12 protein-coding genes are annotated in these 13,312 nt (G+C 66.6%); 9 read left to right on the top strand and 3 right to left on the bottom strand.

The annotated features are described in order from the left end of the window. Nucleotides 1-2: 2 nt before the first annotated feature. The 3 genes from ASF77_RS10180 to ASF77_RS10170 are packed head-to-tail and all read left to right on the top strand — an operon-like array spanning nt 3 to nt 5,376. Nucleotides 3-1,397, top strand: a complete 1,395-nt coding sequence (locus tag ASF77_RS10180) for an oxygenase MpaB family protein (protein ID WP_056338583.1) — start codon at nt 3-5, stop codon at nt 1,395-1,397. Next, nucleotides 1,394-4,462: an ATP-binding protein gene (locus tag ASF77_RS10175; RefSeq protein WP_229445361.1), complete on the top strand. Its 3,069-nt coding sequence runs from the start codon at nt 1,394-1,396 to the stop codon at nt 4,460-4,462. The genes ASF77_RS10180 and ASF77_RS10175 overlap by 4 nt, the downstream gene beginning before the upstream one ends. After that, nucleotides 4,459-5,376, top strand: a complete 918-nt coding sequence (locus ASF77_RS10170; RefSeq protein ID WP_056338580.1) for a diguanylate cyclase — start codon at nt 4,459-4,461, stop codon at nt 5,374-5,376. The genes ASF77_RS10175 and ASF77_RS10170 overlap by 4 nt, the downstream gene beginning before the upstream one ends. 206 nt (nt 5,377-5,582) lie before the next feature. Here the strand turns inward: ASF77_RS10170 and trmL are convergent, their stop codons facing one another. Continuing rightward, nucleotides 5,583-6,053, bottom strand: a complete 471-nt coding sequence (gene trmL, locus ASF77_RS10165; protein WP_056338577.1) for a tRNA (uridine(34)/cytosine(34)/5-carboxymethylaminomethyluridine(34)-2'-O)-methyltransferase TrmL — start codon at nt 6,051-6,053, stop codon at nt 5,583-5,585. 132 nt (nt 6,054-6,185) lie between these two features. Beyond that, nucleotides 6,186-6,956 (bottom strand): ComF family protein, encoded by a 771-nt coding sequence (locus ASF77_RS10160; RefSeq protein ID WP_229445359.1) that lies wholly within the window; start codon nt 6,954-6,956, stop codon nt 6,186-6,188. A 101-nt stretch (nt 6,957-7,057) separates the two neighbouring features. Between ASF77_RS10160 and ASF77_RS10155 the strand changes: the two genes are divergently transcribed. From ASF77_RS10155 to ASF77_RS10130, 6 genes are all read left to right on the top strand, one after another. Then, nucleotides 7,058-7,948, top strand: a complete 891-nt coding sequence (locus tag ASF77_RS10155; protein ID WP_082493691.1) for a methyltransferase domain-containing protein — start codon at nt 7,058-7,060, stop codon at nt 7,946-7,948. A gap of 473 nt (nt 7,949-8,421) precedes the next feature. Then, complete coding sequence (coxB, locus tag ASF77_RS10150; RefSeq protein ID WP_082493690.1) at nt 8,422-9,609, top strand: cytochrome c oxidase subunit II; 1,188 nt, start codon at nt 8,422-8,424, stop codon at nt 9,607-9,609. A 26-nt stretch (nt 9,610-9,635) separates the two neighbouring features. Further along, the gene (gene ctaD / locus ASF77_RS10145; protein ID WP_056338568.1) at nt 9,636-11,237 is read left to right on the top strand and encodes a cytochrome c oxidase subunit I; all 1,602 of its coding nucleotides are present in this window, start codon (nt 9,636-9,638) and stop codon (nt 11,235-11,237) included. Nucleotides 11,238-11,345: 108 nt separating this feature from the next. Further along, nucleotides 11,346-11,900 carry a cytochrome c oxidase assembly protein gene (locus tag ASF77_RS10140; RefSeq protein ID WP_056338566.1) on the top strand — a complete coding sequence of 185 codons (555 nt, stop codon included), beginning with the start codon at nt 11,346-11,348 and terminating at the stop codon, nt 11,898-11,900. Nucleotides 11,901-11,913: 13 nt separating this feature from the next. Continuing rightward, entirely contained in the window at nt 11,914-12,120 is a 207-nt protein-coding gene (locus tag ASF77_RS10135; protein ID WP_056338563.1) for a DUF2970 domain-containing protein, read from the top strand. A gap of 57 nt (nt 12,121-12,177) precedes the next feature. Next, complete coding sequence (locus tag ASF77_RS10130) at nt 12,178-13,035, top strand: cytochrome c oxidase subunit 3 (RefSeq protein WP_056338560.1); 858 nt, start codon at nt 12,178-12,180, stop codon at nt 13,033-13,035. A 67-nt stretch (nt 13,036-13,102) separates the two neighbouring features. On the opposite strand, the gene ASF77_RS10125 is transcribed toward ASF77_RS10130, so the two are convergent. Further along, entirely contained in the window at nt 13,103-13,303 is a 201-nt protein-coding gene (locus tag ASF77_RS10125; RefSeq protein WP_056338558.1) for a twin transmembrane helix small protein, read from the bottom strand. Between the last annotated feature and the right edge of the window lie 9 nt (nt 13,304-13,312).

Below are 13,312 nucleotides of genomic sequence, written 5' to 3'. Positions count from 1 at the left end.
ACATGCGCGAGCTTTCTAAAGACATCATCGATCCCGCCGCCGCCGATCCGCGCCTGCGCGCCGATCCGCTGGCCGACCTGGCGATCAGCCGCATCCTGGGCGCGTGGCGCGACGGCACACCGTCCGTGACGCGCTGGGAAGCGGTCGCCCTCGTCGAACGTGCGCTGGCGGGCTGGGACAGCAACGGCGCCTTGGCAAGCTGGCGTGCCGATGCGGCGACGCCGGCGCCGATCGCCGCGGCGCTGGAAGACTACGTGCGCGCAGCGCGCCAATTGCCGGCCTGGCTGGACGCCGGCAAGATCGGCTGCGCCGAAGGCGTGTTCGCGGAGGCGGGCATGCTCGCGCCCACGCTGCTGGCCTGCGCCATCCTGCCGGAACTGGATGCGGCGGTCGATCCGCTGGCGCAGCCGGCCGACGAACGCCTGCGTGCGGCCGCAAGCCTGCTGTTCGCGGCGCTGCTGCCGGGCGGCCTGCTGGAACCCGGCGGCGCCGGCCTGGCGCAGCTGCTGCGGCTGCGCCTCACGCATGCGCTGATCCGCCACCTGGTCGTGCGCGGCAACCCGGCCGAGGCCCTGGCGCACGGCGCCGCGGTGCCGGCCCTGCGCCCCGAGGGTGACGAGCGCTACCGCACTTTGTTCGCGCGCGGCTGGGACGTGCGCGCCAACGGCCTACCGCGCAACCAGGAAGAGCTGGCCTACTGGCTGCTGACCTGGCAGCACGTCTTCCCGCACGGCCTGCGCCGCCTCGGCGCTCCTCTCGCCAGGCAGGAAGCGGGCGCCTGGCTGCATGCCTGGAACGTGATCGGCTACCTGCTCGGCATCGAAGAGGCCTTGCTGACGGCATCGGCCAAGGAAGCGGCGGCGAGCTTCGCGCGCATGCAACAGGTGGCGCGTGCCGGCGCCGAGGCCCGCTATGCGGGGCCCGCGCGCAAGGGCACGGCGCCCGCCTTCGGAAAAGCGATCGACCCGCGTCCGGCGATGGGCGCGGCCCTGGAGCGCATGCTGCAGGACGAGCGCGGCTCGGCTGCCTTCCCGCTGCTGCTGGCGCGGCGCCTGTGCACGCCCGCGAGCCTGCGCGCCCTGGGCCTGGACGGCCGCCCGCCGCTGCGTGCGCGCCTGCTGTTCGCGTTGGCGCGCGCTGCCGACACGGTGACAAGGCCGCTCTCGCGCCGCTGGTCGCTCCTGCGTCTGGGCGCACGCGTCCTCGGCCATCGGCTAGCGCAGCGCTTCCTTGCCGACCCGGCCCGGCCGCTCGATCTGCCGGAGGCGCAGCGGCGCCAGCTCGACGACACCGTGAACGACTGGGAGCGCGATGCCCAGGCGCCGCGCTGGCTGCACGCCATCGAACGGCGCTGGAGAATGCGGCGCTCCGGACGCGGCGGTGAGGCGCGCGCATGATGCTATCGCTCCGCTCCGGCTTATGTGCAAGCGCGCGCGCGGCCTGCCTCCTGGCCGTGCTGGCGCTGCTGCTCGTCTGGATGCCGCGTGCCGGAGCGGCCGGAGCGGATGGAGCGGCGCCGCTGCTGCTCGACGAGCGCAGCGGCAGCATCGAGGCCTGGCCTGTACTCACCATGCTGGCCGACCCCGGCGGCAAACTCGACATCGGCGGCAAACTCGACATCGGCGCCGTGCTGGCGGCGCCCGGGCGCTTCGCGGCGCCGGCATCCGGCCACGCGACGCTCGGCGTGCGCAGCGAGCCGGTCTGGCTGCGCATCCCGGTCAGTGTTCCGGCCGACAGCAAGGCAACCTGGATCCTCGAGATCGACTATGCGGTGCTGAACAAGGTGGAGCTGTTCGTCGTCCAGGATGGGCGGGTGCGCCAGCATGCGCTGGCCGGCAACCTGCAGCCGGTGGCGGCGGGCGCGCAACGGGTGCGCACGCCGGCCATGCTGCTGGATCTCGCGCCGGGCGGGCGCCACGACCTCTACCTGCGCGTCGAGAACATCGGCGCCCTGGTGCTGCCGATCCGCTTCTCGCTGCCCTCCGTCTTCCATGCGCATTCCGTCGACGAGCAGATGCTGCAAGGCCTGCTGCTCGGCCTGTCCCTGTGCCTGCTGCTTTACAGCCTGGCCCAGGCCGTACACCTGCGCGAGCCGCTGTTCGCCAAGTACGCGCTGATGATCCTCGGCACCACGCTGTTCTCGGCCGAATTCTTCGGCATCGGCAGCCAGTATGTGTGGGGCGCCAACGCCTGGATGAACATCCACGCCGGCGGCCTGTTCGCGCTGATGTCCTCTTGCGGCGCCTACCTGTTCGTCGAGCAGGCGCTGGCCCGGCCCGGCCAGGATCGCGTCTTCAGCCGGCTGATGAAAATCGGCGCGGCGCTCGCGGCCCTCGCGGCTTTTGCGTTTGCGCTCGACCTGATCGGCGTCGGCCAGCTGGTGCTGGTCGTCAGCACGCTCGGCGTCCTGCCGATGCTGCTCGGCCTGCCGGGTGCTTTCCTGCGCGCGCGCCGCGGCGACGTGGTGGGCGTGTACTTCCTGCTCGGCTGGGCGCTCAGCTTCGCCGGTTCCATCGTGCTGAGCCAGATGATCGGCGGGAAGGTCGGCGCCAATTTCTGGACGATGCACGCGCTCCAGTTCACCAACGCGGTCGACATGGTGATCTTCATGCGTGTGCTGGGCCTGCGCACCGGCGCCATCCGCGACGCCATGCTGCGCGCCGAAGCAGCCACGCGCCTGAAAAGCGACTTCCTAGCCAACATGAGCCACGAGATCCGCACGCCGATGAATGCCATCATCGGCATGAGCCGCCTGGCCCTCATGGCCGACCCGGCGCCGCGCCTGCGCAATTACCTGGGCAAGATCCAGGGCGCGGGCGAGCACCTGCTCGGCATCGTCAACGACATCCTGGACGTCTCGAAGATCGAGGCCGGCCAGCTGACGCTGGAACGCGTGGAATTCGGCCTCGACGAGGTGCTGGAACACGTCGCCGATCTCACCGCCATCAAACTCGATGCGCGCCGCGTGAACCTCGCGCTGCGCGTCGCGCCCGGCGTGCCGCCGCGCCTGGTCGGCGATCCGCTGCGCCTGGGCCAGGTGCTGATCAACCTGGCCGGGAACGCGGTCAAGTTCACCGAGCGCGGCGAGATCGTCGTTGCGGTCGAGGCAGTGAAACAGACTGCGAACGGCGTCAAGCTGCGCTTCGAGGTCACCGACACCGGCATCGGCATGGACGAAGCCCAGCTGGCGCGCCTGTTCCAGTCCTTCAGCCAGGGCGACGATTCGATCACCCGCAAGTACGGCGGCACGGGCCTGGGCCTGACGATCACCAAGCAGCTGGTCGAACTGATGGGCGGCACGATCGTCGTTACCAGCACGCCGGGCGCCGGCAGCAGCTTCGCCTTTGCGGTCGAACTGGGGCAGGGCAGTGCATCCCCGATGCCGCCCGCGCCGCGCCCGAGCGCACCGAATGCGCGCGGTCTGGAGCGCCTGCGCGGCGCGCGCATCCTGCTGGTCGAGGACAACGCCAACAACCGCGAAGTGGCGCTCGACTTCCTGGCCGCCGCGCCGGTGCGGGTCGACGTCGCCCTCCATGGCGGCGAAGCCGTCGAGATGGTGCGGGACGGCGACTATGACCTGGTGCTGATGGACGTGCAGATGCGCGAGGTCGACGGCTTGACGGCGACGCGCCGCATCCGCGCCCTTGACGGCATGGGGGCGCTGCCGATCGTCGCGATGACGGCCTATGCGATGGCGGGCGACCGCGAGCGCTGCCTGGCCGCCGGCATGAACGACCACATCGCCAAGCCGATCGATCCGGACGTGCTGCTGCGCACGCTGCTGGCCTGGATCGATCCGGTGCGCCTGGCTGGCCGCGCTGCGCCGGAGGTATCGCAGCAGGCGCCGTCCACCGCGGCGGTGCTGCTGCCGGCGGTTGCCGGCATCGACTGGGAAGCGGCGCTGGTGCGCGTGAACCACGAGCATGCGCGCCTGGTGAAACTGGTGCGCGGCTTCGCGCGCGAGTACGGCGCCGCGCCGCGCGCGCTGGCCGCGGCGCTGGCGGCGGGCGACGACGCGCCGCTGCAGAAATTCACCCATAACCTGAAGTCGAGCGCGGCCTATATCGGCGCGCACGCACTGGCCGCCAGCGCGCGCCAGGTCGAAGACGCGCTGCGGGCCGGCGAACCTGCGCGGGCAGCCGCCCTGGCGCCGGCGCTAATTGCCGCGCTCGAGGCGGTGTTGGCGGGCATCGCGCCGCTGGCGAATGCCGGCGTTGATCCCGCGCCGCTGCCGGAAGCGCTGCCGGCGTTGGTCGAACGCCTGGCCGCCTACCTGGCCGCGGATGACGCCCGCGCGCGCGACACGCTGGCGCAACTGCAGGCGCTGCTGCAAGAGTCCGGGTATGCCGCGCCGCTGGCCGCGATCGCGCAGGCGGTCGACGAGCTGGAATACGAGGCCGGCCTGGCGCCGCTGAAGGCGCTGGCGCGCCAGCTCGGCCTGAACATGGAGGAAGTGGCATGACGCCCGCCGAACCACAAAAAGTCCTGATCGCCGACGACGATGCGATCAACCGCGACGTGCTGTGCGAGCTGCTGCAGCCCGAGTACACGGTGCTGCTGGCAAAGAACGGCGCCCAGGCCGTGGAACGGGCCACGCGCCACGTGCCCGACCTGATCCTGCTCGACGTGATGATGCCCGACATGAGCGGCTTCGACGTGCTGCGCCGGTTGCGCGCGGCGCCCCAGACCGAGCACATCGCGGTGATCTTCATCTCGGGCCTGAACCGGCCGGAAGACGAGGCGGCCGGCCTGAAAATGGGCGCCGCCGACTACATCACCAAGCCCTTCAACGCGACCGTGGTGCTGGCGCGCGTGGCGCTGCACCTGCAGCTGGTGCGCCAGCGCCGCCTGCTCGAACACCTGGCCCACGTCGATGGCCTGACCGAACTGGCCAACCGGCGCCGCTTCGACGAGGTCTACGACCTCGAATGGCAGCGCGCACGCCGAGGCGGGCGGCCGCTGTCGCTGGCCCTGCTCGATATCGACTCCTTCAAGCAGTTCAACGATTTATATGGCCACCCGGCCGGCGATCGCGCGCTGCGCGCCGTGGCCCGCCTGGCCAGCGCCCACATGCGCCGCCCGGCCGACCTGGCGGCGCGCTACGGCGGCGAGGAACTGGTACTGCTGATGCCGGAGACCGATGCCGACCAGGCGCTGCGCATCGCCCAGGCCCTGCGCGAAGAGATCGCCTACCTGAACATCGCCCACGCCGGTTCCGCGGCGGCTTCCTGCGTCACCGCCAGCATCGGCGGCGCGACCCTCGATCCGGCGCGCTCGGAAAGCTCGGCGGCGCTGTTCGAGGCGGCCGACGTGCAGCTGTACCGGGCCAAGCAGGGCGGGCGCAATCGGGTGATGTGGAGAAACGAGGCAGACTAGTTGCCGCACCTTGCCGCGCGGTTTGAATCTTTCGGGATGTAGGGTGGGCTCTCGAGCCCACGCGGTACGGTGCATGCAGGTTAAAGCGTAACACGCGGTCTTAAGCTTTTAATAAGCGTAAAGGTAGGCAAGCGCATGACCGCGTGGGCTCGAGAGCCCACCCTACGTACTCGTATCAGGCATTCCCGCGTTTGGCGGGCTTCGATTCAAGCCCCGCCCGCGTAGCCGTTCTGGCGCCAGGCCTCGTACACCACCACCGCCACCGTGTTCGACAGGTTCAGGCTGCGGTTGTCCGGCATCATCGGCAGACGGATGCGCTGATTCGGCGGGAAGGTCTCGCGGAAGGCGGGGGCCAGGCCGCGCGATTCGGGGCCGAAGACGAAGACGTCGCCCGGCTGGAAGGCGGCATTCGCGAAGGGCGCCGAGCCGTGCGTCGTCAGCGCGAACATGCGCGCCGGATCGGGCCGGGTATCGGCCATGAAAGCCTCCCAGTTCTTGTGCACCTTCATCGTCGCGTAATCGTGGTAATCGAGGCCGGCACGGCGCATCTTGGCGTCGTCGAGCGGAAAGCCGAGCGGCTCGATCAGGTGCAGCTGCACGCCGGTATTGGCGCACAGGCGGATGACGTTGCCGGTGTTCGGCGGGATTTCGGGTTCGACCAGTACGACGTGAAACATCAATTCTCCTTAAGGAACCCGATTAGCCTACTGCGCGTCGGATTGTTGGCCTGCGATGCTCGCTGTACCTCCGTACAGCTGCGCTTCTCGGTCAACACTCCTTCCGCTCGCTACGGCTTCTCGGGCTCCTAATTAATGTGGTGGCGTGCGTGCGAATACGAGATTCGAGACGCGCGCCGCGCCCGCCGCCTTTAGCGTGGCGGCCAGTTCGTTCAGGGTGTGCCCACTGGTCATGACGTCGTCGACGACGCCGACATGCCGTCCTTCGACCAGCGGCACCATTTCCGCTTCGATCGCGAAGGCGCCGCGGATGTTACCCGCACGTTCGCGCGGGGCCACGCCCGACTGCGCCGCCGTCTCCAACGTCCGTCTTGCCAGACGCGGCTGCAGGGCGACGCCGAGCATGGCGGCCAGCGGCCGGGCGATCTCGAGGGCCTGATTGAAGCCGCGCTCACGCAGGCGGGCCGGTCCCAGCGGCACAGGGCAGAGCAGATTGGGCAGGGGCCAGCCCGGCTGCGCCAGTACGGCGTCGCGCATGCGGGCCGCGAACCAGGGCGCCAGCGGCAGGCGCCCGCCGAATTTCAGTCCCAGCACGAGGCCGTCGAGCGGCGCCGCATAGTCGCTCGCGGCCAGCGTGGCGTCGTAGGCGGGGGCGCCGGCCAGGCAGGCGGCGCAGGTTTGCCCCGCCGTCTCGCCGGCGCCGAGCGGGTTGGCGCAGCAGGGGCAGCGCGCGCCGTCCAGCCCCGCGTAGCCGAGCGTGCAGTGCGCGCAGACCGGCTCGGCGGCCAGTTCGCCGCACAGCGCGCAAGAGCAGGGCAGCAGCGCATGCACCAGTCCACGCGCCAGGCCACGCGGCCGGCGCAGCGACAACAACCCCATGCGTTCGACCAGCGATGCGCTCATCTGCTCCCTCATCTGCTCCAGCGTCCGCAACCATGTACACTCCCGCCATTATCTCATTTGAACGCAACAGAATCATGGCTTCTCCCTCGTCCCCATCGAAAATGAGCGCACCGATTGACGCGGAGCGCGTGCGTGCGCTGTTCGCGGAACCGCAGCGCGTGGCGCCTGCCGACTTCCTGCGCCGCGAGATCGCCGCGCGCATGCACGAACGGCTCAGCCTGGTCAAAATCGTGCCCCAGCGCGTGATCGACGCCGGCTGCGGCGCCGGGCCCGACCTCGGCACCCTGCAAAAGACCTATCCGGCGGCCCAGATCGTCGGCATCGACGCCTCCCCGGCCATGCTGGAAGGCGCCAAGGCGCCGGCGGCCCCCATGCGTTCGCTCAACGGCATGCTCAGCCGTCTGATGCCGGCCAAGGCCGGCGTCGATCTTCTTTGCGGCGACTTCGGTAGCCTGCCATTCGGCCCGAACTCGGTCGACCTGGTGTGGTCGAACCTGGCGCTGCACTGGCATCCCCAACCCGACCGCGTGTTCGCCGAATGGCGCCGCGTGCTGCGCGTGGACGGACTGCTGATGTTCTCGAATTTCGGCCCCGATACCTTCAAGGAGCTGCGCACCGCTTTTGCCGCGCTCGACGAGACGCCGCATACATTACCGTTCGTGGACATGCACGACTTCGGCGACCAGCTCGTCGAAGCGGGTTTCTCGACGCCGGTGATGGATGCCGAACGCATCACGGTCACCTATGGCACGGTGGCGGCGCTGCTGGCCGACGTGCGCGCGATCGGCGGCAATCCGCTGGCCACGCGCCGGCGCGGGCTGATCGGGCGCGCGGCCTGGCGGCGCATGGTCGATGCGCTGGAAGCCATGCGCGGTGCGGACGGCAAGATCGGGCTGAGCTTCGAGGTGATTTACGGCCATGCGTTCCGGCCGGTGCCGAAGACGACGGCGGCGGGGGAGGCGATCGTGCAGTTCCGGCCGCGCAAACCGTGATGTGAAAAGCGGTAACGTCACGGCGGTTGCGTAACGTAGGGTCGGCATGCCCACGCTCGTACCGGAAGCAACCCGAGCGCTAGCATGAACCACTCCCAGCAGCAAGCCCCAAGCGGCAAGAATTGATGCTTTAATGCACGAAATAACACAGCCTTAGCGGCAATTTTCCTTGAATAAAAATTAGCGATTTGAGTATAATCAATGACTATTTTTTCGCCCAGCGCCTCGTAAACGTTGAAAAACGGGAGGGAATGGGAGAAGAATTAGAAAATTGAAAAAGCAGCATCCGCAAGTTTCGCGCCCGTCAGTGTGTTTTGCAGTTGCTGGTGGACGCGTATGGTTCAAGCCGTTATGCGTCTACACGCCATGCCGCCGGGAACCGACTTGCAACTGGTTTCGGAGCGGCGGCGGTTCGTTCATGGAATTGCTGACCGTTTAAAAATATTCTTATTTTGGGTGGTTGGGGACAATTCATGACATATGCAAAGCGACTTCACGCCATGGTGCTCGGTCTCGCAGTATGGACCAGTATCCCGGCACTGGCTGCGCCGGAGATCACGGGGCGGCCGGTGGAACACCAGTTGAACATGCAACCTCCGGTGACTGGGATCGGCGCTGACATCTACAGCTTGCACAACTGGATGATGCTGATCTGCCTCATCATCTTCATCGGCGTCTTCGGCGTCATGTTCTATTCGGTGTTCAAGCACCGCAAATCCCTCGGCCACAAACCGGCCACCTTCCACGAATCGACCGCTGTCGAAATCGCCTGGACCGTCGTTCCCTTCCTGATCGTCATCGGCATGGCGCTGCCCGCCACCAAGACCGTCGTCGACCTGAAAGACACCTCGAACGCCGACATCACCATCAAGGCGACCGGTATGCAGTGGAAATGGGGCTACGACTACCTGAAGGGCGAGGGCGAAGGCATCAGCTTCCTGTCGAACCTGTCCACCCCGCGCAGCCAGATCGGCGAGCCGGGCGTCGCCAACACCGAGCCGCGCGGCGAAAACTACCTGCTCGAAGTCGACAACGAAATGGTCGTCCCGGTCGGCAAGAAGATCCGCATGGTGCTGACCGCCAACGACGTGATCCACGCCTGGACGATTCCCGCCTTCGCCATCAAGCAGGATGCGATTCCCGGCTTCGTGCGCGACGGCTGGTTCAAGGCCGACAAGATCGGCGTCTACCGCGGCAACTGCGTCGAACTGTGCGGCAAGGATCACGCCTTCATGCCGATCGTGGTGCGCGTGGTCTCGGCCGAGGATTACACGGCCTGGGTCGCCGGCGAGAAGAAGAAAATGGCCGCCCTGGCCGACGATCCGACCAAGGTCTGGACCATCGACGAACTGAAGACCAAGGGCGAAGCCGTCTACGCCGCCAACTGCGTGGCCTGCCACCAGGCCAACGGCAAGGGCGTGCCGAACGCCTTCGCGCCGCTCGACGGTTCGCAGGTGGTCAACGGCGCCAAGGCGCACCAGATCGACGTGCTGCTCAACGGCCAGGACACCCCGGCCTACGCCTCGGCCATGCCGGGCTGGAAGCAGCTGTCGGACTCGGACATCGCAGCCGTCATCACCTACACCCGCAATACCTGGTCGAACAAGGCCGCGGAAAACATCGTTCAACCGGCCGAGGTTCTGGCTGCGCGCAGCAAGTAACGTAGTAAAGTTTTCAGGACACTGACATGACTACCAGCACTCTCGACCATACGCACGACGACCACCACGGCCATGACCACGCGCACGACATGCCGACCGGCGCCCGCCGCTGGCTGTTCGCCACCAACCACAAGGACATCGGTACCCTGTACCTGTGGTTCTCGTTCATCATGCTGCTCTCGGGCGGCGTGCTGGCGCTGATGATCCGCACCGAGCTGTTCCAGCCCGGCCTGCAGTTCTTCCGCCCCGAGTTCTTCAACCAGCTGACCACCATGCACGGCTTGGTGATGGTGTTCGGCGCGATCATGCCGGCCTTCGTCGGCTTCGCCAACTGGATGATCCCGCTGCAGGTGGGCGCGTCCGACATGGCGTTCGCGCGCATGAACAACTTCTCGTTCTGGCTGCTGCCGCCGGCGGCCTTGCTGCTGGCCGGTTCCTTCTTCTCGCCGGGCGGCGCCACCGCCGCCGGCTGGACGCTGTATGCGCCGCTGTCGACCCAGATGGGCCCTGGCATGGACATGGCGATTTTTGCCATGCACATCATGGGCGCCTCGTCGATCATGGGTTCCATCAACATCATCGTCACCATCCTCAACATGCGCGCGCCCGGCATGACCCTGATGAAGATGCCGATGTTCTGCTGGACCTGGCTGATCACCGCCTTCCTGCTGATCGCCGTGATGCCGGTGCTCGCCGGCGCCATCACCATGACCCTGACCGACCGCCACTTCGGCACCTCGTTCTTCAACGCCGCCGGCGGCGGCGACCCGGTCATGTACCAGCACATCTTCTGGTTCTTCGGCCACCCCGAGGTCTATATCATGATTCTGCCGGCCTTCGGCATCGTCTCGCAGATCCTGCCGGCCTTTGCCCGCAAACCGCTGTTCGGCTACGCCTCGATGGTCTACGCGACCGCCTCGATCGCCGTGCTGTCCTTCATCGTCTGGGCGCACCACATGTTCACCACCGGCATGCCGGTGACCTCGCAGCTGTTCTTCATGTACGCCACCATGCTGATCGCGGTGCCGACCGGCGTGAAGGTGTTCAACTGGGTCGCCACCATGTGGAAGGGCTCGATGACCTTCGAGACGCCGATGCTGTTCGCCGTCGGCTTCATCTTCGTGTTCACCATGGGCGGCTTCACCGGCCTGATCCTGGCCGTGACCCCGATCGACATCCAGGTGCACGACACCTATTACGTGGTGGCGCACTTCCACTACGTGCTGGTGGCCGGTTCGCTGTTCGCGCTGTTCGCCGGCTTCTATTACTGGGCGCCGAAGTGGACGGGCCACATGTATCCGGAAGGCCGCGGCAAGATGCACTTCTGGCTGTCGCTGATCACCTTTAATATCACCTTCTTCCCGATGCACTTCCTGGGCCTGGCCGGCATGCCGCGCCGCTATGCGGACTATGCTGTCCAGTTCACCGACTTCAACATGATCGTCTCGGTGGGCGCCTTCGGCTTCGGCCTGTCGCAGGTGTACTTCCTGTTCGCCGTCGTGCTGCCGACCATCAAGGGCGGCCCGAAAGCCGATGCGAAGCCATGGGAAGGCGCGGAAGGCCTGGAGTGGACCGTGCCGAGCCCGGCGCCGTTCCACACCTTCGAGAACCCGCCGCTGGTGAAGTAAATGAATACCCGTAAGAAGCCGAACAACGGCAAGACGGCCCTGATCCTGTGCGTGATCGCGGCCTTCTTCTTCGCGGCGGTGATCGTCAAGCGCATGTGGTTCATGTAAATGAGTTACACGGCTAAAGAGCGCCTGCGCCTGAACCGCTCCACCCTCGGCAAGCTGGTGGTGGTGGCGGTGGCGATGTTCGGCTTCGGCTATGCGCTGGTGCCGGTGTATCGCCAGATGTGCGAGGTACTCGGCATCAACGTGCTGACCCAGCAGGACGGCACGGTCGAGCGGCCGGAAAACACGCAGGTCGACAAGACGCGCCTGATCACGGTGGAACTCGACGGGAATGCGCAGGGGCCGTGGCGCTTCCGCCCGACCACGCGTTCGATCCAGGTGCATCCGGGCGAACTGGCCACCGTCGTGTACGAGGTCGTGAACACGCAAGGGCGGGCGGTCAAGGCCCAGGCGATTCCGAGCTACGCGCCGCAGGTGGCGACGCCGCATTTCAAGAAGGTGGAATGCTTCTGCTTCCGCGAGCAGCTCATGAAGCCGAACGAGGCGCGCCAGATGCCGGTGGTATTCTTCATCGATCCAAAGCTGCCGAAGGAAGTGAAGAACATCACGCTGTCGTACACCTTCTTCGAAATATCCGGCGCGGTGGCGGCGAACTGATGGAACCGGGTTGATGGAACCGACCCAGCGCAGCAGGAAGGCCTCGTTTTTGGCCTCGATGAAGGCGGTGTTCTGGTCCTTCTTCGGGGTGCGCAAGCGGCGCGATTATGAGGACGACGCGGTGAACCTGAACCCCTTCCACGTGATCGTGGCGGCGCTGCTGGGCTTGGCGATATTTATCGGTGTGCTGTTGCTGCTGGTGAGGATGGCAGTCTCATAGAAACAAGTTTCAGGCATTTCAATTCAACGCATTAGAACAACGATCCAGGAGATGAAGATGAGTGTGTCAAAGACCGCGCCGCATTATTTCGTGCCGGGCCCCTCGATGTGGCCGATGGCCGGCGGCATCTCGATGCTGGTGACCATGCTGGGCGCGTCCGGCTGGGTCAACAGCGCCTCCTGGGGGCCGGCCGTCTGCCTGGCCGGCATCGTCGCGATGCTGACCGTCCTGTACTTCTGGTTCGGCGACGCCATCAAGGAGTCGGAATCGGGCCAGTACAGCCGCAACATCGACCTGTCCTTCCGTTGGTCGATGAGCTGGTTCATCTTCTCCGAAGTGATGTTCTTTGCCGCCTTCTTCGGCGCGCTGTTCTATGCGCGCGCGATCTCGATGCCCTGGCTGGCCGACCTCGACCACAAGGTGCTGTGGCCCGACTTCGCCGGCAACTGGGGCAACACCGGCCCGGCCGGCACGGTCGACGCCTTCAACACCATGGGCCCGTTCCCGATCCCGACCATCAACACGGCCTTGCTGCTGCTCTCGGGCGTGACGCTGACGATCTCGCACCACGCGCTGCGCGCCGGCCACCGCCGCAACACCGCGGTCTGGCTGTTCGCCACCATCCTGTTGGGCGCGGTCTTCATGGGCTTCCAGGTCTATGAATACATGCACGCCTACCAGGAACTGAACCTGAAGCTGACCTCGGGCATCTACGGCTCGACCTTCTTCATGCTGACCGGTTTCCACGGCTTCCACGTGACGATGGGCGCGATCATGCTGTCGGTGGTGCTGTACCGCGTGCTGCGCGGCCACTTCACGGCCGATCACCACTTCGGTTTCGAAGGCGCGGCCTGGTACTGGCACTTCGTCGACGTGGTCTGGCTCGGCCTCTACGTCGTGGTGTACTGGCTGTAACCAGTCGGCAGGCTGGCATAAGGGGGACAGCCTGACCGGCTGTCCCTTGTCACATCTACGGCCGAGCTCAGCGGATGCCGGTGGGCTGGATCCAGCCCATCTTGTAGGAAGCGAGCAGGATCAGGAAGAGGGTGATCGACAGGCCCACGCGCATCGCCAGTGCCTGCACCGTGCGGTTGCTGCGGCCCTTGTCCTTCATCAGGAAGAACAGCGCCGAGCCGAGGCTGGCGATGATGAGGATGAAGGCGATGGCGACAAAGATTTTCATGTGCAGGCC

The organism is Massilia sp. Leaf139, from assembly GCF_001424165.1.
Lineage (GTDB): Bacteria > Pseudomonadota > Gammaproteobacteria > Burkholderiales > Burkholderiaceae_D > Telluria.
The sequence above is the reverse complement of the archived record's forward strand: the minus strand, read 5'-3'. Positions and strand labels throughout refer to the sequence as shown.